Here is an 18,180-nt window from a genome sequence, read left to right as displayed (position 1 = left end):
CCTATCCGCTTTCCTGTCCGTCCGTCACTTCCGCCATTCGCTTCCAGGTCTCTAGCTGAGGACGCGTCGATTCCCTTTTCGGTTTGCAACAGGCTGCCCGCACCACTGACCGCATACGCGGTCACCGTGTGACCTGTTGGCAAATCAGACGCGGCCACAGGCTCGTCGACTTCTCATCGGCTGGAAGGTCCGGCCCGACAAAACGAAACTGAAGGAGACGACACATGTCCAACACAAACGAAACTACACAATCCACCAACCGTCCGAGCCACGTGGTCAAAACCAGACTGGGGTGGGGTGAGAATGCCCGCTTCATCAGGCTTGGAGTTGCCTATGACCGCCAAGATGGCAAAGGCCTCTACGTTCGCCTGACAGGCAAACAAGTCATCGAGAACGGGTTTTACCTTTTCCCGATCAAAGATGCGCAAGCTGGAGACGCTCGATGAGCGGCTCCACACCGCTGAGTCCGCAAGAGCGCGATCATGCGTTCAAGCGAGCAACATTAGGCTTTGCCAGACGCTACGCTGATGAGATTGCTGAGGGCATGACCGAGAAAGCCTTGGAAGCTGCTCTGCATGAGGCACTCGGCATCTTTGGTGGCACTTGCGGGCCAGGAGAGCTCAGCATTACCTTTTAAGGCTCTGGCCTCAAGATTTGGGCGAGCCGCGAAATCCATAATCACGTGACAAGCAAGCCTATGTGGCAAGGCCCATCGACAGTGAGAATGGCGCGGGAAGTCTATCAAATCCCCGATCCTACGAACGCACAGATGGCGCTCCTTTGAGCGCCATCTTCTGCACGAACCAAGTACGCTCAACCTTACTCCGGGGGTTGGTTTTCGCGCTGTCTTCATCACAGTGCCTGTATGGTTCAGCCTGCGAACTCGGAGAACAGTGAAGGCACGGATTGCCGACGTACCTGTTTGGCAGGCATGAGGCGGGCCTTGTCCTACAAAGGAAATTTCGTCCTACAGTCTTATCAAAAGAGAGAACGCAAGGTGTGCTTTGTATTACAAAGCCGACCTTGGCAAAGGAGACGCTAGGCGCTCTCCCGTTGCATCCCTCTCGCAGTTGGCGCGGAAAGTAGGCATCCTGAGGATCTGGCAAGAGGCCAGATGTCAGAGCCATATTCTGCACCAAAGACCGTATCGTCGGTCAATCACTCGCAAGGGAGACTTCGCTCTCCCTTTGCAAACCCATCGCTTCTTTCAGAAAGATCAAAGGGAGCGTTTCGCAGCTCCCTTGTGAAATCCCATCGACTAAGAGAGCCTTCGAGCTCCCCTAGACCCCATGACCGAAAGGGGCGTTGCGCAGCCCCTTTGGAAACCCTCGACAAAAGTTGTGCGGATTAGGTGAACTCCATCCTCGGCATTTTGCCACAATTTCGCTGGTTAAATGTGTATCCAATGGTTACACTCCGCATCATGAAAGATGTTGGGCTTCGGATTAGAATGCAAAGACATTTGCGGGACAATTTCCTGCAAATCTGCCATGCACAAGACAAGCCTGCCGCCCAAGTATTGCGCGAATTCATGCGAGAATACGTGAGGACGCACGGGCCAGCAAATGACAGGGCCAAACATCAAAAAGAAGCCGAGAACCGTGGGGCCCGCAAGTGAACGATAAAAAGGGACGCGCGGTTGCCACAATTCTATATTTGGCCATATTGGTTTTCATCCAGTGGTCGATCATAGGCCAAGGCTTTCCATTAAACGAAAAGCTACTTTGGTTCGCCAACGGCGTTGCAAGCCTAATTCTCGGTAGCCGACTTCTGAATCCTCACTTTGTTCCACCAGCGGACGTGGCGACCAATTCGTTCGTCGCAGGTGGAACGCTGATTGCGGCACTGGCCGCAAACCCCTCGCTGCCGAATGATCAACTGATTTTATTGATCGCCTTTGGAGCTTGTGCAGCCTGCTTCTTACTTTCGATGGCCGTTTTGCTTCTCAAGCGCACGCACGGGCTTGAAACCCGCCCCTGGGTGTTGAGCGTCGAGCGTAGTGTAAAGGGGTTTGGTGCTCCACGAACAATCTTCACTTTGGTTATCCTCGTGCTCGCTTGGGTCTTCCACCGATCTTCGACTGCTGAACTTTACACAATCCTCACTCTGTGGGCTTTGATAGTCGCTTTCGAACCCATCGAATCTGTGCTCCAGTTCCTTGGCTGGGTACGTGATAAGTTTGGTAAAGAAGAGTTGGCAGTGCTTGGTGTCGTTGCCGCCCATCAGGCTCCAGGGCTCGTACTGATCCGACAGGATGATGACGTGCGTCACAAGTCGGGTACCCTTATGGCAATTTCCGACGATCATGGTCCTACGACGCTAGGTGTCGCGCTAAACTATGTTGGTAGAGATGACGGGATTTTGCTGCGAGCTTTGAATCTGCCCGTGCCGCCAGCTCTGAAGAGCCACGCTCAGGAAGCGGCTGTTGGAAGTGGTGCGGCGACGCTTCTATCAGTTGGAGCAGAGGAAGCTCAGGCGGTTAGAGTACTGGAAAGGATCGGCTCGCTTTGCGGAATAGTGGACAGCGATTCCGACCTTGAGTTCATCGAAATAGAAGTCACCAATGACGACGAACTTTCCGAAGGGCGATTGGTTGATGTCAAAGTCCGTGGAGAGGACGTAATCTATCAAGTCATTGATGGTTTGACACGTGAAGAAGCCGTGCAACAGAAAAATAAGTATGGCTACGTCCGCGCCAAGGCTCGAAAGATTGGCAAGTGGGATACTGAGGGGAAGAAATTCAAGCCAACAGAATGGTTGCCGCGAATTAACGCCCCGGTATTCATGAAATCTACCGATGAGTTCACTCACAATGCAGAGGCGGTAGGTCATTTCCCCGGCACTGATTATCAGGTGTCAATCGATGTATCTGACGCAGTTACACACAATACCGCTATATTGGGCATTCTCGGCATCGGGAAAAGCTATCTTTCCATCGAGTTGGTTGAGCGCATGATTGCGCAAGGGATAAAGGTCATATGTCTAGATTTGACAGATCAGTATGCGACACTGCTCGAGGACTTCATCGACCAAGACTATCAAAACGCCGTCAACCAAGCATTATCCGACTCCGCGCAGGGACGGCCTGTTGCACAGGGTAAGGAGGAAGGTGGCTCTCTGCATACGTTTAATGCCGCAGTTATTGAGGCCGTATCTGCATTTCTTGCACCCGAAACTGAACAACGACTTCTAGTCTTCAATCCCGCTGGCTTCAGAGTTAGCAAACAGACGACTAATGCATATCAGAACCAAGCGGCATTTACTGACCTGACGCCTTGCGAAATTACAGCTATGTTCTCCAACGCTGCGCTAAAGGCCTGTCAGGAGCTTGGCATGGTCGATACTGCGCGGGCTTGTCTTGTATATGAAGAAGCTCATAGTTTGGTGCCTGAATGGAACTCTGTTGCAAGCGATGGCGACAAGAATGCCACTGCGGCAAGCGCACGAGCAATTCTACAAGGTCGTAAGTTCGGGCTAGGGTGCCTTCTCATTACTCAGAGAACTGCTAACGTCACAAAGACGATACTAAACCAGTGCAATTCAATTTTCGCGATGAGGACTTTCGATGATACCGGAAAGGACTTTCTGGGTAATTATATCGGTTCCGAGTACGCTCGAGTTTTACCAAGTTTAAAAGAACGCCATGCGGTATTTTTTGGTAAGGCATCCTCATGTGATGATCCAGTCCTGATACGTCTGAATGACAGAGATAAATTTTTGGAGGCATTCAGAACGGAAAATGCTCCAGAAGGCGGCGACGCATGAGGAATGATTTAGTCTAGGCTCTTATCGTTGTGGACCATCGCGCCCTGACCGATCACTCTCCCGCTTTTCGCGCAGGTTTTTCAGGTCACTCTTGAGATCGCGTCCGAGCTGTTGAGCCTTTTGCAGAATGTCTCGCTGGCGCTTCAGATGGTCACGCTTTTCTCCAAGCTGTCTGTAGACCAGCTTGTCGCGTTCGGTCTGATCGCGCCTAAGTGCGTCGTAGGCCTCAAGCTCATTCTGTCTCTTCGTCTTGCCGTAGGCTCCCGTGATCCTGTCAAAGAGGCCACGCAGGCCTTTGTTGAAGCGCTCTTGCCTGATCTCAAGTTCGGCTTGTGAGCGTTTGGCCTGGCGATCTGATAGCTGTCTGCGCTCTCCCTGATGCTTCTCAGTAAGTTGCCAAAGGAGCTTCTCCTGACGCTCTTTGATCTGACCTTCCTTGCGCGCAGCCCGTCTCTTGAGCTTCTCAACGGCAGGCAAAACAGCCTTCGCCAGGTTCTCCTTGGCCAATGCAACCGAAGGCAGATTGTCTGGTTTTCCAAGACGCGCTCTCACATCCTTGGTCTTGACGCCGCACCACCTCGCGATGGCGTAAATCTCGCCATTGAGATCGGTTGCGACAAAGCCGCGACGGTCGCCTTTTGCCAAGGCGAGACCGTGCTCTTGCAGCGCGTTGGCGAATGAGCGTTGGCTATCTGATCGCTTCCAGCATGACTGGAAAACCGCCTTCAGTTCCTTTGCATCTTGCCCAATACGTTTGGCCTGTTGCCACTCGGCCAACGTAAGGTTTTTAGGATCGCGAAGGGCAGGCTGGATAAATCCGTCTGGTATCTCCCAGCCATGTTCGAGATAAATCTCTTTCGAGAGCTCCATCAGTTTGCGTTTTGTGAAGGCTAGGGGAATGGCTTTCATCTCCTCGCTGTCGATGCGGCTCCAAACCACATGGCAATGGCGACGATCACCTTTCTCGTGAAAGACAATAGCGCGCGGCTGGCCTGAGAGGCTAAGTCGATTTTCGACTTCCGTGATGGTTTCCAGAAATGCCTCAGTTTCGACCCTCTCCGATGACGGTGGGTTGAGACTGAGGGAGAATAGATATTTCTTGCAGCGTGTACCTCGTGCTGTTGCTTCTGCCTCTTTGAATGCTGACGCTAGATCATCGCCAGAAAAGCCCGATATTTCTTGGACGGTCACATGCTCATTATCAGGACTCATCAAATGGCGAGCGAGATTCTGCCCGTTCGCACGTGAGTTCCCGACGAAGATCATGGCTGCGCGTCCCGTAGGCCAAGAGCCTGGATCAGTTCGTTGCGGATGAAAGCTATATCTTGAGCGGCATCTTCAATTGCCGCCTGAGTTTCATGCGACAGGCCGAGCGTTCCGCTATTGGCCGCCCTCGCAAGCTGGTTCAGATTGTTTGAAAGCTGCGAGCGACCAAGCGCGCCTAGGACGCGCCCTAATGCCTCAAAGTCTTTGATAGGCCGCTTGCCACGTGTGCGGTGAGGTTCAGCCTCATCCCCGATGCATCGTGAGCGAATATATGCGCTGAGAGTGAGATCACCCGCCAAGCGCTCAAGCTCTGCGCGTTCTTCTTCTGTGAAGCGAACTGAGACTGGCTTGCCGTAGTCAGGCGTATTTTGCGTGCCATCGGCAGCGCCGTTGAAGGGATCGCGTGACGACCCCTTCATGGCTTGGGCTCATCGTGTCCCTTCAGGTCAGAGGTCTTGAGATGGTCGTTCCACTCGGATAAAGTGTTGAAAAGCGCGTTCGAAGTTTCTCCTTCTAGGCGCGCCATCCCCCAGGCATTCGTGTCAAGAACCCGGCCATTTAGATGGCGCTGGACTATTTATCGAAATTCGATATGTGATTGCGGATGACCTATTCTTCGATTGATCGTCGCGACGCCTGGATAACGATTTCCATCTTCATGGGACTCCTGATCGTCCTGAGCGCGATTGCACATTTTGCGATCCTCGAACTCAATCCCACCAGCCTCTATGTGGGCGCATTGATGATCTGTCCGGCCATTGCCGCCCTCATCACGCTGAAGATCAGGGGCCGCCCGATCTCCAGTCTGCCTTGGGCATGGGGAGACTGGCGCAGCAATGTTCAGGCATACTTCATACCGGCGGGCTATGTCGCCTTGGCGTATTGTCTGATCTGGATGTTCGGTCTTGGTGCCCCGTTCAATCCCGAAACCATTTCCGAATGGTCGTCTGAGATCGGCTTTCCGTCGAACGTCCCTGTCGTGTCGACGATCGTGATGATCTGCCTTCTGGCCAGCGTGCAATTCATCAAATCCCTTGGATCGATTGCTGGGGAAGAGATCGGCTGGCGGGGCTTTCTGGTCTGGGAACTTCGCAAGGTCATGCCCTTTGGCGCGGTCTCCATTACGAGCGGCCTGATATGGGCAGCCTGGCACTTTCCGATCATCATCAGATATGGCGGCGGTGACCCCGTCTTTCAGGTCGCCTGCTTTACACTCATGATAACTAGCATCTCTGTGATCATGACGTATTTCACGTTCAAGACCGGCAGCTTCTGGCCTGCCATTATCTTTCACGCCGCCCACAATATTTTCATTCAGAAGATCTTTACGCCGCTCACCGTCGCGGGCGAGGGCACACAGATGTGGATCGACGAATACGGCCTCATGGTCCCGCTTGTCGTGACTTGTCTTGCGCTTTTCTACTGGCGGAAGGCGAAAGCCGAAGGCATGTAGAAGAGCTGGCGTTTGCCGCGTGGGCGGAAGTCGCGCACATCGTCTGCCACACTCTCAGATGCATCAGTTTCTTCGATTGAAGCGGGGGGCATCTGGAGCGGATAGCGGGAATCGAACCCGCATCCTCAGCTTGGAAGGCTGCTGCACTACCATTGTGCTATATCCGCGCGCCAGAGCGGCTGGAGATACTTCGCCAGCGCCCGCGATGCAAGGGAAGAGCCGGAGTTGTTGGCAGTGCGGCGAGCTAATGGGTAATTACTGGTGGGCTAATCGCTACCGTGGTCGCGGCGCGCAGCCTTGAGCGCGCTTCATGTGACGAGCGCAGCGAGGAGACGGAAGCAATTCAATAAAGCCCCTGCCGGGGCACTCATTTGGTAAAATCAGTCCACCGGACTGATTTTTGGCCTTTTAGGCCACCTGAAATGAGTGGTGGAGGGGACAGGATTCGAACCTGTGTACGCTATGCGGGCAGATTTACAGTCTGCTGCCTTTAACCACTCGGCCACCCCTCCAGGGACTGCCTTGCAGCGTGCGAGATTGACGCTGCCAGATCAGGACGCCAAAAGGCTGAAATAAAACAACCTCCGGCGCTCCGAAGCGCGCTTTATAGGGACGATGCCCATTCCACGCAACCATGAGAAACGGCGATTTGCAGCGCGGGCTGCACCCGACCCGACAGCGCCCCTCTGGCTGTGGGGCCAGCACGCCGTGGAAGCCGCAATTGCGAACAAGGACAGGGTCATCCTGCGCTGGGTTGCGACAGAGAATGCGGCCAAGCGCACAGGGCTTTCCGGTTTTGAAGTCCTCGACCAGAAAGCGCTGGCCAAGCTGCTTCCAGACAATGCCGTGCACCAGGGGATCGCGATCAAGGTCCAGCCGCTGGAGCCTGTCGTGCTTGAGGATGTGCTGGCACGCCCTGACGCGCCTGACCGCCTCTGCGTGCTCGACCAGATTTCCGATCCGCATAATCTTGGGGCGATCTTCCGCTCAGCGGCCGCGTTCGGCATTGGCGGACTGGTGCTGCAGACCCGGCATACACCGCCGCTGACAGGCGTTGTGGCCAAAGCGGCGGCAGGCGCGATTGAAGCGGTCGAAGAAATTCGTGTCGTGAACATCGCCCGCGCGCTGGATGCGCTCGGCGATGCTGGATACCATACGGTTGGCCTTGCAGGTGAAGGCACCGAAATGCTGGACGCCGCTGTTTCTGGCGCACCCAAGGTGGCATTTGTCATGGGCGCCGAAGGCTCAGGCCTGCGTCCCGCCGTGGCCAAGGCCTGCGCGACGCTGGCGCGCATCCCGATGGTGCCCGGCATGGAAAGCCTCAATGTTTCCAACGCCGCCGCGATTGCATTCTATGAAGCCATGCGTTCAGGAAAGGCCTGAAAATGACACTTCTCGGACCGACCTCTCACACTTATTTTTCCCAGCGCCTGAAGCTGCACTACGCAGACTGGGGCAATGAGGACGCGCCGCCGCTCCTTCTGGTGCACGGCGGGCGCGACCATTGCCGCAGCTGGGACTGGACGGCAGAGCTCCTGCGCAAGGACTGGCACGTCATTGCGCCGGATCTGCGCGGCCATGGCGACAGCGCCTGGTCGCCCGAAGGCAATTACAACATGCAGGCGTATATCTATGATCTGGCCCAGCTGATCCATCAGCTGAAGCTTGCGCCGGTGACCATCGTCTCGCACTCGCTGGGCGGGAATATCTGCCTGCGCTATACCGGCCTCTATCCGGAAAATGTCCGCAAGATCGTCGCGATTGAGGGGCTCGGTCCAAGCCCTAGCCGCCTCGCAGAACGCCGGAAAACGCCGTGGCAGGAGCATTTCCGCAAGATGATCGACGACAAGCGCGGCCTCGCCGGGCGCCAGCCCAAGCGCTATGACACGCTCGAACAGGCCTATGCGCGCATGAAGGATGAGAACAGCTTCCTGTCAGCGGAACAGGCGCGCCACCTCACGATCAATGGTATCGCCCGCAATGAGGACGGGACCTATTCCTGGAAGTTCGATAATTATCTGCGCGTCTGGGAATCGGTGGACATCACCCATGAACAGGTCGCCCAACTGTGGAAGTCGATCTCCTGCCCGACCCTTCTGCTCTATGGTGAGAAAAGCTGGGCCTCGAACCCGGCAGAAGATGGTCGGATCGAGCATTTCGAGCATGCTGAGGTGAAGATGTTCCCCGAAGCTGGCCACTGGCTGCACCATGACCGCTTCGAGCTTTTCATCGAGACGCTCCAGGACTTTCTCTAGGCTGAGACATCCCGCAGGAACTGCGCCAGACTGGCCGCGGTCTGGCGGCTGATATCGGGACAGAGATGAGTCGCGATTTCGAGGCCGTGGCTGGTGCCGATGACATTGCGGCACTGAGCAGGCTGGCCCGCTTTCAGCAGCAGGCGATAGAAGGCGATACCCTCATCGCGCAGCGGATCGCATTCATTCACGCTGATCATCACGGGCGGCAGGCCTTTTACATCCGCCTCGCTGGCAAAGAGGGGCCAGGCGAGCGGGTCCCTGGCTTCGAAGGCTTCGATGCCATAGGCAATGGCCCCGCCAAATTCGTGCAGGTCCAGAAGGATACCATTGTTCTCCGACGATGAAGGCAGGTCAGCGCGCGGCCAGCTGCCCGCGATATAGGGGCAGAGCGGATAGAGCCCGCGTACGAGGCCGATATCACCGTCCTGTTTCAGCTTCAGACCCGTGGCCAGCGTCAAATTCCCGCCGCCGCTTTCGCCTGCGATGATGATGGCATTCTTGTCGATGCCAAGCGTGCTCGCGTTTTCGGAGACCCATTTCACACCAGAGACGCAATCATTCAGGCCTGCGGGGAAAGGCGCAATTTCCGGTGCTGAAGAGGCGCGCAGCGCATTACGAAAGTCGACCATCGCCACCGCGACGCCCTGATGGGCGATCATCCGGCCCCACGCTTGGTACATCGGATCGAAGCAGGAAAACTCCAGCATCCCGCCGCCATGGATGTAGTAGATGCAGGGAAGGTCACCTGCGCCCTCCGGCTTGATCAGCTGCAGCTTGATCGTGTTGCCGTCCGGTGCGCTTTCAAATTCATGGGTCGAGATATCGATGCCCTTTGATGGCGCGATGCTTTCTGTATCGACTTGCGAGAGGAGCTGCTGGAGCAAGGCCGCGCGCTGATTGGCCTCTGCGGTATTCGCATTCGCGACCATCTCATCGCGTGTTTTTGCCGTTCGCGCCTGTGGCGGCGGCATCGTTGCCAGCATTGCGCGGATGCGCGGGTCGAGCCTTGGATCGTCAGCACCTTTGGCCATGTCTATTCCTCCCATTCTTGTTGGTTGGGAAGCTGTAGCACGGCGAGGAAAGCCCGCCACGATGGCGCAGGGTCAACCTTTTGCGCGCGGCAGTTTGATTCCGAATAGAATGCCACTGGCGCGAGAAATGAAGGCCGTCAGCATGCCTGCGACGAAGGCGACCTGCTCTGGTGCGCCGAGGGTGACCGCGCCAAAGTAAACCGCAGATCCTGCCAGTGCACAGGTCGCGTAAAGCTCGCCTTCTTTGAGAACCAGGGGCTCTTCATTGGCAATCACATCCCTCAGTAGGCCGCCTGCGCTGGCGGTTATGGCGCCCATGATGACCACGACCATAAAGCCGTGCCCGAGCGACATCGCCTTGGCGGCCCCTGTCACGGCAAACAGCGACATGCCAACTGCGTCCGGCCAGCGAAGCGCGCGGAACTGGCTGACAAAGCGGTAGAACAGAAAGGCCGTCAGGCCCCCTGCAATCGCCAGGACGAGGGTGAGGGTGTCTGACAGCCAGAAGACCGGCTGGTCCAGCAGCAGATCGCGCAGGGTGCCGCCGCCGATGGCGGGCAGGAAGGCCAGAACGACCACGCCGAGCAAATCCATTTCCTTGCGAACCGCAAGGACGCCGCCGGATATGGCAAAGACGAAAACACCGAACCGGTCGGCAAACGCTGCAAGAAGATCAGGGCTCATGGGCGGTCTTCTGAAGGAGAAACCGCGCGCGGTCTACCTCCAGTGAAGACCCGTAAAACGTGCACCCGGTTCGCCCGGTCTGCGGCCATATTCATAACCTCGGTTATAAATCAGGGGCAAATGAGCAAGTCATTTGCAACCTAATAGTGTGGGCGGGCGTAGGTGCGACCAGATGCGCGGCAATACCGCCATTCAGACGAACCGAAACGGCGAAGAAATCGCCGCAAACGAGAGGATCAGAACGATTAGCCATGCAACAGCTGCAAAAGGACAGATACACCACCCGGCTCAACAAAAAGCCTGAACAGATTGACCGCCGGGAAAGAGTCATTCACGCAAAAAGAGGATCGAGCCCGCCGATTAGCCCATCTCTGATACAAGATTTCGAGCGCGACGGCTTTGTCGTCCTCGAAGACGTCTTTTCACCAAAGGAAGTCGCCCGGATGCGGGGCACTGCGAATGAGATGCGCGACTATCCAGCCAGCCTGTCTGACGAGACAGTGATCTCAGAGCGGGACAGCGGCGCAGTGCGTTCGGTTTTCGCCATTCACCGCCAGACCAGTGACTTCGACGTGGTTGCGCGTGACCCCCGGCTCGCGGACGTTGCGCGCTACATCCTCGGTGATGAAGTCTACATTCACCAGTCGCGCCTCAACTATAAGCCAGCCTTCAAGGGCAAAGAGTTCTACTGGCATTCCGATTTCGAGACCTGGCACGCTGAAGACGGCATGCCGAACATGCGTGCGCTTTCCATGTCCGTCATGCTGACGGATAACCACCCGCAGGCTGGACCCGTCATGTTTGTGCCCGGCAGCCATGAGACCTTCATCTCCTGCGTGGGTGAGACGCCTGATGACAACTACAAGTCTTCGCTGAAACGTCAGGAGACCGGTATCCCCGATGCTGACTCCATCGCGCAGCTGGTAGATGAAGGCGGCATTGTTGCCCCGGCGCCAAAGGCAGGGTCAGTCGTGATTTTTGACTGCAACACGCTGCACGCCTCCAACGGCAACATTACCCCGTTCGAGCGGATGAATGCCTTCTTCGTGTTCAATGCGTGGTCCAACCGCCTTGAAAAGCCGTTCGCGGCCAAGTCTCCGCGGCCGGAGCATATTGCCCACCGCCGGGTTGAAAGCCCGCTTGCGCCGCTCTCCCGGGTTACTGGCAAGGTTGGCAGGAGCTCAAGCTAAATTCCGACCCCGCTGAGCGATGGTTTACGCCCGCAAGGTCCCGGCCAGCATGACCCGGTGATACTTGCGGGCGAACTTTGCTGGCACATCCAGAAAGCGGTGATTGCCCTCCAGTCTGGCCGAGAGCGCCGACGCAGACGTCGCAATTTTCTGAGGCGCACCGAGTGCCAGGGCACCGCCGCGAACCGGCATCATCCAGCTCGCCATCTGGCGCTTGTAGCGGGTATCGCCGAGCCCGAGATGAAGCTCGCCAAGGCCTTCACTTGCGGCCCATTCGGCCAGGCTGAACAGAAGGGCAAGTCCCGGTTTCTGCTTGGAAAATTTGTCCTCATAGGCCGGAAACCAGTAGTGCAGGACCGTCTCTGACCGCATGTTGAAAGCCATGGCCGCCAGCTCCCCATCAATGTGCAGCGTGGACATGACGCCGCGTGCGTCGGCGGCGTTCGCCTCCATCAGGCTTTCGAGCAACTGGCGGGGCCATTCCAGCGAAAACAGTTTGAAGTGACCGGATTGTTCATATGCCGTCTGCTTCAGCTCCAGAAGCCGCTCGAATGCGGCGATGTCGCGTACATCATGGCGGACCTCCGTCCCTGGCGCAGCCAGCAGCGCGTCGACCTTTCTGTATTCCCTACGGAAGTTGGACGAATCCGCCTGCCGGTCTTCAAGCCAGGCGTCATATCCGGCCGAGAGGTCCATGACCTGATTGCCGTCGCCCCTGAGCCCGCCAAGGCCATGGCGGTACTGGTTGGCGGGCGTGGCCTCAAAGGCGTATCCGCCAATGTGCCGGCTGACATCGCGCTGCCCAAGATCAAGGACGGTATCGGGCGCTGCAATGATGCCATGCAGGTCATCCATCGGTCCCCCAACAGGACGTGCCGTGCCAAACGGACCAGGCCGAAAGGGCCAGTAGGCGACAGGTCGAACGCCCTCGCGAAATCTCAGGACTTTAACGCCAGGCCGGGCCGCGTCGGCGGCGCTGGCGTAAGAGGGGGAGAAATAGGGGCTCGCCAGACAGGGATCAGCCGCCTGCAATGCCAGCCATGTGCGCCGATCATCATCGGTCAGCTCGGAGAAATTTAGATAGTCTGCTTTTGTCGGCATGCCGTGTGAGATCTGCCCTGGATCAGCTGAAGGTCGTTCGCATCCAGTGAGCATGGCAGATTGAGGTTAGGGCCGCGCCAAGCCGGTGTTTTCAATTTGCCGCATCATGACAAGGTGTTGGGATTGGAGCGGGTGAAGGGAATCGAACCCTCGTCTTAAGCTTGGGAAGCTTCTGCTCTACCATTGAGCTACACCCGCGCACCGTCACAAGTCCTATAAAGTATCCGAGCGCCACGACCGAATAAAGCGAATTTCTTGAAATGCGAGATGTTTGTCACAGCTTGGGTCAGGCGATGTAGACAGCAGGACAAGTCAATGAAAATCCGTGAACGTGTAGAATATGCAACCAAGCCCGATCCGCTGGTCTGCGGCCCTGATGAAACAGCACTGTCAGCCGTTCAGATGATGTCCGACCGCAATTATGGCGCGATCGTTGTGACCGATGCAGAGCACAATGTGCTGGGGCTCGTAACTGAGCGCGATGTTATGCGAAAGCTTGTCGCAGGCGGGAAAAACCCTGCCGAGACCAAGGTTTCGGAAATCATGACCACTGAAGTGCGCGTCGCCAAGGAAGACGATAATCTCATCGACTGGCTCCGCATCATGTCGAATGAGCGGTTCCGCCGCCTTCCGATTGTCGATGAGCAGGGCAAGCTGACCTCAATCATGACGCAGGGCGATTTCGTCTCATACACCTGGCCTGATTTGATGAGCCAAGCGGTTACGCTGACGAAATCGACTGTTGGCGGTGCCTATCAGATCTTCCTGATCCTCGGCGCCGTCTTGCTTTATACGCTGGTGGTCGCAGGTCTGTTCAGCGTGGTTATGTAAAGGTACCCGACCGCGCCGGTTCTTAATCACGATTGCGCGAGTGCATGAAGGCTGCCGCTTGTCATGCCTTACGGCAAGGCTAGACTTCCCCTCATGGCGCATACGACTTTGTTAGAACAGAAATTTCGCGATCCATTCGTGACAGCGAAGGGCGAAACCCGCGGGTCGGTGGACTGGCGGGGCTTGAAGACGCTCTGGCTGAACACCGGCACGCTCTGCAATATCGAATGCCGTAACTGCTATATCAAAAGCTCGCCGAAGAATGACGATCTCGTCTATCTGACGCTTGAGGATGTGACGCCCTTTCTCGATGAGATCGATGCGCTGGGTGAGGGCGCCAAGGAAATAGGGATTACGGGCGGTGAACCCTTTATGTGCCCTGATATCCTGAAAATCATGGAGGCTGTGCTGGCGCGCGGGCATTCGCTGCTGGTGCTGACCAATGCGATGCGCCCGATGATGCGGGCGCGCATTCGCGAAGGGCTGCTAGCCTTGAATGCGCAGTATGGTGACCGGATCGTGATGCGCGTCTCGATGGACCACCATTCCCGGCCCCTGCATGATGCCGAACGCGGGCAGGGAAGTTTCGACATCGCCTGCGAGGGAATGACCTGGCTCGCAGAGAGCGGGTTTTCGGCGGCCATTGCTGGACGCCAGGATCTTGCGGAAAGCGAAGCCGCAGCCCGGCACGGCTATGGAGAGCTCATCGCCCGGCTTGGCCTCAACATCGACCCGGCAGACCCCAAGACGCTGGTCCTCTTTCCTGAAATGCTCGAAGGCGACAGCCCACCTGAGATCACGACCGCTTGCTGGGGCATTCTGGACGTCGACCCGGCAGACATGATGTGCGCCAGCCAGCGTATGCTTGTGCGCCGCAAGGGTGCGGGCCGGGCCACAGTGACGGCGTGCACCTTGCTGGCCTATGCTCCCGAGTTTGAGCTGGGCGATACGCTGGCAGCAGCGACCGAAGACCCGGTTCAACTCAACCACCCCTGGTGCGCGACATTCTGCGTCTTAGGTGGGGCGAGCTGCTCGGCCTAGCGCTACTCCGCCGCCTTGATCTCCGGGGCGGCAGTATCGAGAAACGTGTCCTCGATCAATTTGCCCATCGCGTAGCTTTCCGCCTGATCCATAGCCGGATTCTGGTGAGCTCATAAATACGCGCCGTCATAGCAATGCGTTTGCCTTAGCGCGAGTAGGCATCCAACCGAAGGGTTGATCCGATCGTGTTCGGAACTGCTTCTTCCTTCAGGTCTTCGACATAGGCGAAAATCACTCGGTCGGCCGGGAACAGTATTTCGCGAACCTTTTCGGGCTGGGCCATGAACTCTCCCCAGTGAATGAAATAAATTTCTTCAAAATACGGGGCGAGTATATCGCGCGGAGCGTCCATGAAGGAATCGTGGAACACCATGGTTCGTCCGGTCACGAGGTGATCATCCGCGCCAGTGGTTGTGAACCGAAAACTGTTTCGTGTAGATTCTGGAGTGAGCTTGATCTCCTCATATCGTGTTGTCAGAGCGGGTCCGCGATCGACGTGGTATATGGTCCTGGTCTCCGGCAAATTAAGACCCATGAACCGGAGAGGCAGTTCGCTGCTCACTGTATGCTCGGCGACCGCCTGCAGTGCGTCGGGATCCCACTTTCCAGGCGCGATTTCGTTTAACAGTTCGCGGGCAAAGAAAACGCCGGCGAACGTCGTTGAGTGCCGGCCCAGCTTCGGGAACAGTCTCTCTCCCTCATCTTGGACATGCTGTTCCGTTGGCGTCCACAGATCGACAAATCTTGCCGGACTTTCTCGCATCGCCGCCCTCAGTTCTGCGCGGCGGCTTGCCGCACAAGCTTCCATCCCCGCAAGCGCCGAGGTCATTCGTTCGGGATAACTGAAAGCCTTGTTCGGCATGAACACGAAATAAAACGTCTGGTGGTTTCTCTCGGCCCGAGTCTGGAATTTTTCGACCATTTCAATGAGATCGGCCGGGAACACCGGGCGTGAACATGGGGATTTGATCTCGATATCCAGAAACAACTCGCCCCCCCGGCCCTGATAGACACGCGGGCTGACGCTGCCCGCCGAAGAATGCAGCAGCAACCAGTTGTGAAGGCGAACCGCTTCGATTCTGAGGGGAAGGTTATCCTTTAGGTAAGCGCCCGCTTCCAAGAAGTATTCCGCGTTCATAATTGAATGGACGGACGGGGCCGGGGGTTTTTCTAAATCCCTGTTCTCAATCGATTTCGGTTGAATTCCGAAAAAACCAGAAATCGTGGGGGCCAGCAAGAAGGCGAGAAAAATAATAACGAAAACTCGAGACATCGAAGTCCTCAGAACTGGAAGTAAAGGAACGGGCTATAGTTCTGTGCCGAGACGATCAGTCCAATAAAAAACAGGCCGATCACCATGTAGGCAAGCGCCCCTGACTTGAGGGCCATCTGCCGAATTCCCTGCGCATGCCAGATTTTTTCGTCCAGGAACTGCGCGAATGTGAATGACCGCGGCAGTGCAACCACGAGCAGGCCCAAAGCCAGGACGTAGCCAGCCTTGGTGCCGAAGAGTACTGCCACCTCCGGATCCATACCGAGCTGGGTCACATCAGTCATGGCAAGCGCGAAGCCGGCGGCCTGATCCATGTTCTCTGCCCGGAAGACGACCCACCCGACAACGATCAGGCCAAAAGTGACCAGACGCCTGACCGGAAAGAACCTGGCATCCTTGGCATTACGCAGACCGGTAATCCGCTCGATTACGAGAAGGGCCCCATGGTAGGTCCCCAGAAAAGGAACGTCCAGGCCGCACCATGCCAGATGCCAGTTATCAGGAACACGATGATCAGGTTTCGATAGGTGCTGAAAGTCGAGCCCCTTGATCCACCCAACGGAATGTAAAGATAATCCCGAAACCAGCTGGACAGCGAGATGTGCCACCTGCGCCAGAAATCCGTTACAGAGACCGCGGAATATGGGCGGAAGAAGTTTACGGGAAAGTGGAAGCCAAACATTCGGCCCAGACCAATCGCCATATCAGAATAACCCGAAAAATCGAAATAGATCTGTACTGTGTATGCCAGAATGCCGATCCATGCGGTCGGTAGGGTCAGGTCCTGTGGCGACATTGCAAATGTGGCATCCGCAAGCGGCGCGACACTGTCCGCAATGACGACTTTCTTGAACAGTCCATGTGAAAACAGCGCAGCGCCATAGCCGAAATCGTCGGCGGAAACCCGGCGGCTCCGGATTTCCTTTTCGACAGTTCGGGCACGCACAATCGGTCCGGCAATCAACTGCGGGAACATGGAGATATACAAGGCGACTTTTAGCGGGTCGCGAAAGACCCTCACCTCTCCGCGGTACAGGTCGATCAGGTAGCTTATGGCTTGAAAGATGTAGAACGATATGCCGATCGGAAGGATGACATTACTTTCAAAACTCGCCGGTACACCCATCCATCCAAGGATGGAGTTGAAGTTATCGACGGCAAAATTGAAGTACTTGAAGTATCCTAGTGCGGAAATATTTATGATTATGCCAATAGTTAATGGGAGTGCGCCTTTCTTTCCATTTTTCTGTATTTTATTTATAAGCAGCCCAATAATATAGTTTGCGCAGATTACGAACAGTAGAAGAAATACAAGTGATCCGCCGCCCCAAGTGTAGAAAACGAGGCTCGAAATCAGAAGGCTGATAGTGGAGAGCGGATGAAGCTTCTTGGAAAGCCGGAGTAAAAAATATGCAAGAAGCGAAATGGGTAGGAAGTAGAATAGGAATTCAATAGATGAAAAGACCAACCTGCTCCCCCATTCCCCTGGACCAGTGAGCAGTGTCGCGCTGCGTGGTACCCTTTGGCCTTTAGTTTGCCAGACGCTGGCTTAGATGGCTGCGGGATGCAAGCGCAGCGTTGCAACTCCCGGGATCATTGAAACGCTTTTGTGCTCTGTGCGGGAAGAGCGCTACTTCGCAACTTTCGAAGCCGGCGCGGCGGGGTCCTGAAAGACCTCCTCGATCGACCTGCCGAACAGGCGCGCGATCGCAAAGGCGAGCGGCAGGGACGGATCATATTTGCCGGTTTCGATCGCGTTTACCGACTGGCGGGAAACATCCAGATGCTCGGCAAGGGCGGCCTGACTCCATCCCTGCTCGACGCGTAGTGTGCGAATGATATTGTCCATGAAACGCCTCAGCTAAACAGTCTTGCCGAAGATCATCGGGACGCAGGTCGACAGGCCATAGGCCAGGAAAAACGCCGGCCCAAACCAGAAAACCTCGAAATTCCCGACCACTTCGAAAAGCTGCATGAAGCCGACGATGAAGATGCCGGACACGGTGATCGCCGCGGCGCGGGCGAAGGCCTTGAGGTGTTTGATGCGGGTATACTCGTCGGTCTCGCTCATCCAGCGCACGATGGCCCAGAGCGCGAGACAGACGGGCAGGGCGGTTGCAATCGCCACCAGACCCGCCAGCCATTGCGGCGTTGTCCCCTCATCGATCAGCCAGGCGCCGCCCAGCACGATCACGACATAGGCGAGCATCGCTGGCCAGAAGACCCGGTGATAACGTTTGCGGGCGGCGTTGAATCCCAATTGCTGAGCCATATTTATGTCCTCGAA

At 56.3% G+C, this 18,180-nt stretch carries 19 protein-coding genes and 3 tRNA genes; 9 read left to right on the top strand and 13 right to left on the bottom strand.

All coding sequences use genetic code 11. The features are described from left to right. The first annotated feature begins 224 nt into the window (after positions 1–224). The 3 genes from F550_RS0110290 to F550_RS0110275 all read left to right on the top strand — a co-directional run bounded on the left by F550_RS0110290 (position 225) and on the right by F550_RS0110275 (position 3,765). Positions 225–446, top strand: coding sequence for a hypothetical protein (locus tag F550_RS0110290; RefSeq protein ID WP_018148472.1), 222 nt, complete (start codon positions 225–227; stop codon positions 444–446). Continuing rightward, a complete protein-coding gene (locus tag F550_RS0110285) occupies positions 443–637 on the top strand; it encodes a hypothetical protein (RefSeq protein WP_018148471.1) in 195 nt (64 codons plus the stop codon). Before F550_RS0110290 ends, F550_RS0110285 begins: the two co-directional genes overlap by 4 nt. 977 nt (positions 638–1,614) lie before the next feature. Next, entirely contained in the window at positions 1,615–3,765 is a 2,151-nt protein-coding gene (locus F550_RS0110275; protein WP_018148469.1) for a helicase HerA domain-containing protein, read from the top strand. A gap of 21 nt (positions 3,766–3,786) precedes the next feature. On the opposite strand, the gene F550_RS0110270 is transcribed toward F550_RS0110275, so the two are convergent. Then, positions 3,787–5,031 (bottom strand): relaxase/mobilization nuclease domain-containing protein, encoded by a 1,245-nt coding sequence (locus tag F550_RS0110270; protein WP_018148468.1) that lies wholly within the window; start codon positions 5,029–5,031, stop codon positions 3,787–3,789. Then, positions 5,028–5,450: a plasmid mobilization protein gene (locus F550_RS0110265; RefSeq protein WP_018148467.1), complete on the bottom strand. Its 423-nt coding sequence runs from the start codon at positions 5,448–5,450 to the stop codon at positions 5,028–5,030. The genes F550_RS0110270 and F550_RS0110265 overlap by 4 nt, the downstream gene beginning before the upstream one ends. Positions 5,451–5,635: 185 nt before the next feature. On the opposite strand from F550_RS0110265, the gene F550_RS0110260 reads away from it, so the two are divergent. Then, positions 5,636–6,484, top strand: a complete 849-nt coding sequence (locus tag F550_RS0110260; RefSeq protein WP_018148466.1) for a CPBP family intramembrane glutamic endopeptidase — start codon at positions 5,636–5,638, stop codon at positions 6,482–6,484. A gap of 93 nt (positions 6,485–6,577) precedes the next feature. Here the strand turns inward: F550_RS0110260 and F550_RS0110255 are convergent. Beyond that, positions 6,578–6,651, bottom strand: a tRNA-Gly gene (locus F550_RS0110255). Between the two features lie 260 nt (positions 6,652–6,911). Then, positions 6,912–6,996 (bottom strand) — tRNA-Tyr (locus F550_RS0110250). A gap of 103 nt (positions 6,997–7,099) precedes the next feature. Here F550_RS0110250 and F550_RS0110245 point away from each other — a divergent pair. Together F550_RS0110245 and F550_RS0110240 are read left to right on the top strand one after the other, a co-directional pair. After that, the gene (locus F550_RS0110245) at positions 7,100–7,867 is read left to right on the top strand and encodes a TrmH family RNA methyltransferase (protein WP_018148465.1); all 768 of its coding nucleotides are present in this window, start codon (positions 7,100–7,102) and stop codon (positions 7,865–7,867) included. 2 nt (positions 7,868–7,869) lie between these two features. Then, positions 7,870–8,739 (top strand): alpha/beta fold hydrolase, encoded by an 870-nt coding sequence (locus tag F550_RS0110240; protein WP_018148464.1) that lies wholly within the window; start codon positions 7,870–7,872, stop codon positions 8,737–8,739. On the opposite strand, the gene F550_RS0110235 is transcribed toward F550_RS0110240, so the two are convergent. Together F550_RS0110235 and F550_RS0110230 are read right to left on the bottom strand one after the other, a co-directional pair. Further along, positions 8,736–9,773 (bottom strand): alpha/beta hydrolase fold domain-containing protein, encoded by a 1,038-nt coding sequence (locus F550_RS0110235; RefSeq protein ID WP_018148463.1) that lies wholly within the window; start codon positions 9,771–9,773, stop codon positions 8,736–8,738. The genes F550_RS0110240 and F550_RS0110235 overlap by 4 nt on opposite strands. Before the next feature lie 72 nt (positions 9,774–9,845). Continuing rightward, positions 9,846–10,457 carry a trimeric intracellular cation channel family protein gene (locus tag F550_RS0110230; protein ID WP_018148462.1) on the bottom strand — a complete coding sequence of 204 codons (612 nt, stop codon included), beginning with the start codon at positions 10,455–10,457 and terminating at the stop codon, positions 9,846–9,848. A 251-nt stretch (positions 10,458–10,708) separates the two neighbouring features. Between F550_RS0110230 and thpD the strand changes: the two genes are divergently transcribed. After that, entirely contained in the window at positions 10,709–11,647 is a 939-nt protein-coding gene (gene thpD / locus F550_RS0110225) for an ectoine hydroxylase (protein WP_018148461.1), read from the top strand. Positions 11,648–11,671: 24 nt separating this feature from the next. On the opposite strand, the gene F550_RS0110220 is transcribed toward thpD, so the two are convergent. Together F550_RS0110220 and F550_RS0110215 are read right to left on the bottom strand one after the other, a co-directional pair. Beyond that, positions 11,672–12,748 (bottom strand): GNAT family N-acetyltransferase, encoded by a 1,077-nt coding sequence (locus F550_RS0110220; RefSeq protein ID WP_018148460.1) that lies wholly within the window; start codon positions 12,746–12,748, stop codon positions 11,672–11,674. A 124-nt stretch (positions 12,749–12,872) separates the two neighbouring features. Then, positions 12,873–12,946, bottom strand: a tRNA-Gly gene (locus tag F550_RS0110215). A gap of 117 nt (positions 12,947–13,063) precedes the next feature. Between F550_RS0110215 and F550_RS0110210 the strand changes: the two genes are divergently transcribed. Beyond that, a complete protein-coding gene (locus F550_RS0110210; RefSeq protein WP_018148459.1) occupies positions 13,064–13,579 on the top strand; it encodes a CBS domain-containing protein in 516 nt (171 codons plus the stop codon). 93 nt (positions 13,580–13,672) lie between these two features. Continuing rightward, the gene (locus F550_RS0110205; RefSeq protein ID WP_018148458.1) at positions 13,673–14,620 is read left to right on the top strand and encodes a radical SAM protein; all 948 of its coding nucleotides are present in this window, start codon (positions 13,673–13,675) and stop codon (positions 14,618–14,620) included. Positions 14,621–14,765: 145 nt separating this feature from the next. On the opposite strand, the gene F550_RS0110195 is transcribed toward F550_RS0110205, so the two are convergent. From F550_RS0110195 to F550_RS17540, 5 genes are all read right to left on the bottom strand, one after another. After that, the gene (locus F550_RS0110195; RefSeq protein WP_018148456.1) at positions 14,766–15,893 is read right to left on the bottom strand and encodes a hypothetical protein; all 1,128 of its coding nucleotides are present in this window, start codon (positions 15,891–15,893) and stop codon (positions 14,766–14,768) included. A gap of 8 nt (positions 15,894–15,901) precedes the next feature. Then, on the bottom strand, positions 15,902–16,207 hold the full coding sequence (locus F550_RS18575; RefSeq protein WP_018148455.1) for a hypothetical protein: 306 nt from the start codon (positions 16,205–16,207) through the stop codon (positions 15,902–15,904). Between the two features lie 113 nt (positions 16,208–16,320). Next, positions 16,321–17,361 carry an MBOAT family O-acyltransferase gene (locus F550_RS17545; RefSeq protein WP_018148454.1) on the bottom strand — a complete coding sequence of 347 codons (1,041 nt, stop codon included), beginning with the start codon at positions 17,359–17,361 and terminating at the stop codon, positions 16,321–16,323. A 162-nt stretch (positions 17,362–17,523) separates the two neighbouring features. Further along, entirely contained in the window at positions 17,524–17,742 is a 219-nt protein-coding gene (locus F550_RS0110185; RefSeq protein ID WP_018148453.1) for a helix-turn-helix transcriptional regulator, read from the bottom strand. A 12-nt stretch (positions 17,743–17,754) separates the two neighbouring features. Next, positions 17,755–18,165 (bottom strand): hypothetical protein, encoded by a 411-nt coding sequence (locus tag F550_RS17540; RefSeq protein ID WP_018148452.1) that lies wholly within the window; start codon positions 18,163–18,165, stop codon positions 17,755–17,757. Positions 18,166–18,180: the final 15 nt, after the last annotated feature.

Origin of the sequence: Henriciella marina DSM 19595 (genome assembly GCF_000376805.1) — a bacterium.
Lineage (GTDB): Bacteria > Pseudomonadota > Alphaproteobacteria > Caulobacterales > Hyphomonadaceae > Henriciella > Henriciella marina.
This window is presented reverse-complemented; position numbering and strand designations above follow the sequence as displayed.

Bases quoted from the DNA above. Each gene is read 5' to 3' on its own strand.
- F550_RS0110290 (WP_018148472.1), top strand. From the start codon at position 225: ATGTCCAACACAAACGAAACTACACAATCCACCAACCGTCCGAGCCAC.
- F550_RS0110205 (WP_018148458.1), top strand. From the start codon at position 13,673: ATGGCGCATACGACTTTGTTAGAACAGAAATTTCGCGATCCATTCGTG.
- F550_RS0110240 (WP_018148464.1), top strand. From the start codon at position 7,870: ATGACACTTCTCGGACCGACCTCTCACACTTATTTTTCCCAGCGCCTG.
- F550_RS0110220 (WP_018148460.1), bottom strand. From the start codon at position 12,748: ATGCCGACAAAAGCAGACTATCTAAATTTCTCCGAGCTGACCGATGAT.
- F550_RS0110185 (WP_018148453.1), bottom strand. From the start codon at position 17,742: ATGGACAATATCATTCGCACACTACGCGTCGAGCAGGGATGGAGTCAG.
- F550_RS0110235 (WP_018148463.1), bottom strand. From the start codon at position 9,773: ATGGCCAAAGGTGCTGACGATCCAAGGCTCGACCCGCGCATCCGCGCA.
- F550_RS0110195 (WP_018148456.1), bottom strand. From the start codon at position 15,893: ATGTCTCGAGTTTTCGTTATTATTTTTCTCGCCTTCTTGCTGGCCCCC.
- F550_RS18575 (WP_018148455.1), bottom strand. From the start codon at position 16,207: ATGGATCAGGCCGCCGGCTTCGCGCTTGCCATGACTGATGTGACCCAG.
- F550_RS0110230 (WP_018148462.1), bottom strand. From the start codon at position 10,457: ATGAGCCCTGATCTTCTTGCAGCGTTTGCCGACCGGTTCGGTGTTTTC.
- F550_RS0110260 (WP_018148466.1), top strand. From the start codon at position 5,636: ATGACCTATTCTTCGATTGATCGTCGCGACGCCTGGATAACGATTTCC.
- F550_RS0110245 (WP_018148465.1), top strand. From the start codon at position 7,100: ATGCCCATTCCACGCAACCATGAGAAACGGCGATTTGCAGCGCGGGCT.
- F550_RS0110270 (WP_018148468.1), bottom strand. From the start codon at position 5,031: ATGATCTTCGTCGGGAACTCACGTGCGAACGGGCAGAATCTCGCTCGC.
- F550_RS0110265 (WP_018148467.1), bottom strand. From the start codon at position 5,450: ATGAAGGGGTCGTCACGCGATCCCTTCAACGGCGCTGCCGATGGCACG.
- F550_RS17540 (WP_018148452.1), bottom strand. From the start codon at position 18,165: ATGGCTCAGCAATTGGGATTCAACGCCGCCCGCAAACGTTATCACCGG.
- thpD (WP_018148461.1), top strand. From the start codon at position 10,709: ATGCAACAGCTGCAAAAGGACAGATACACCACCCGGCTCAACAAAAAG.
- F550_RS0110285 (WP_018148471.1), top strand. From the start codon at position 443: ATGAGCGGCTCCACACCGCTGAGTCCGCAAGAGCGCGATCATGCGTTC.
- F550_RS0110210 (WP_018148459.1), top strand. From the start codon at position 13,064: ATGAAAATCCGTGAACGTGTAGAATATGCAACCAAGCCCGATCCGCTG.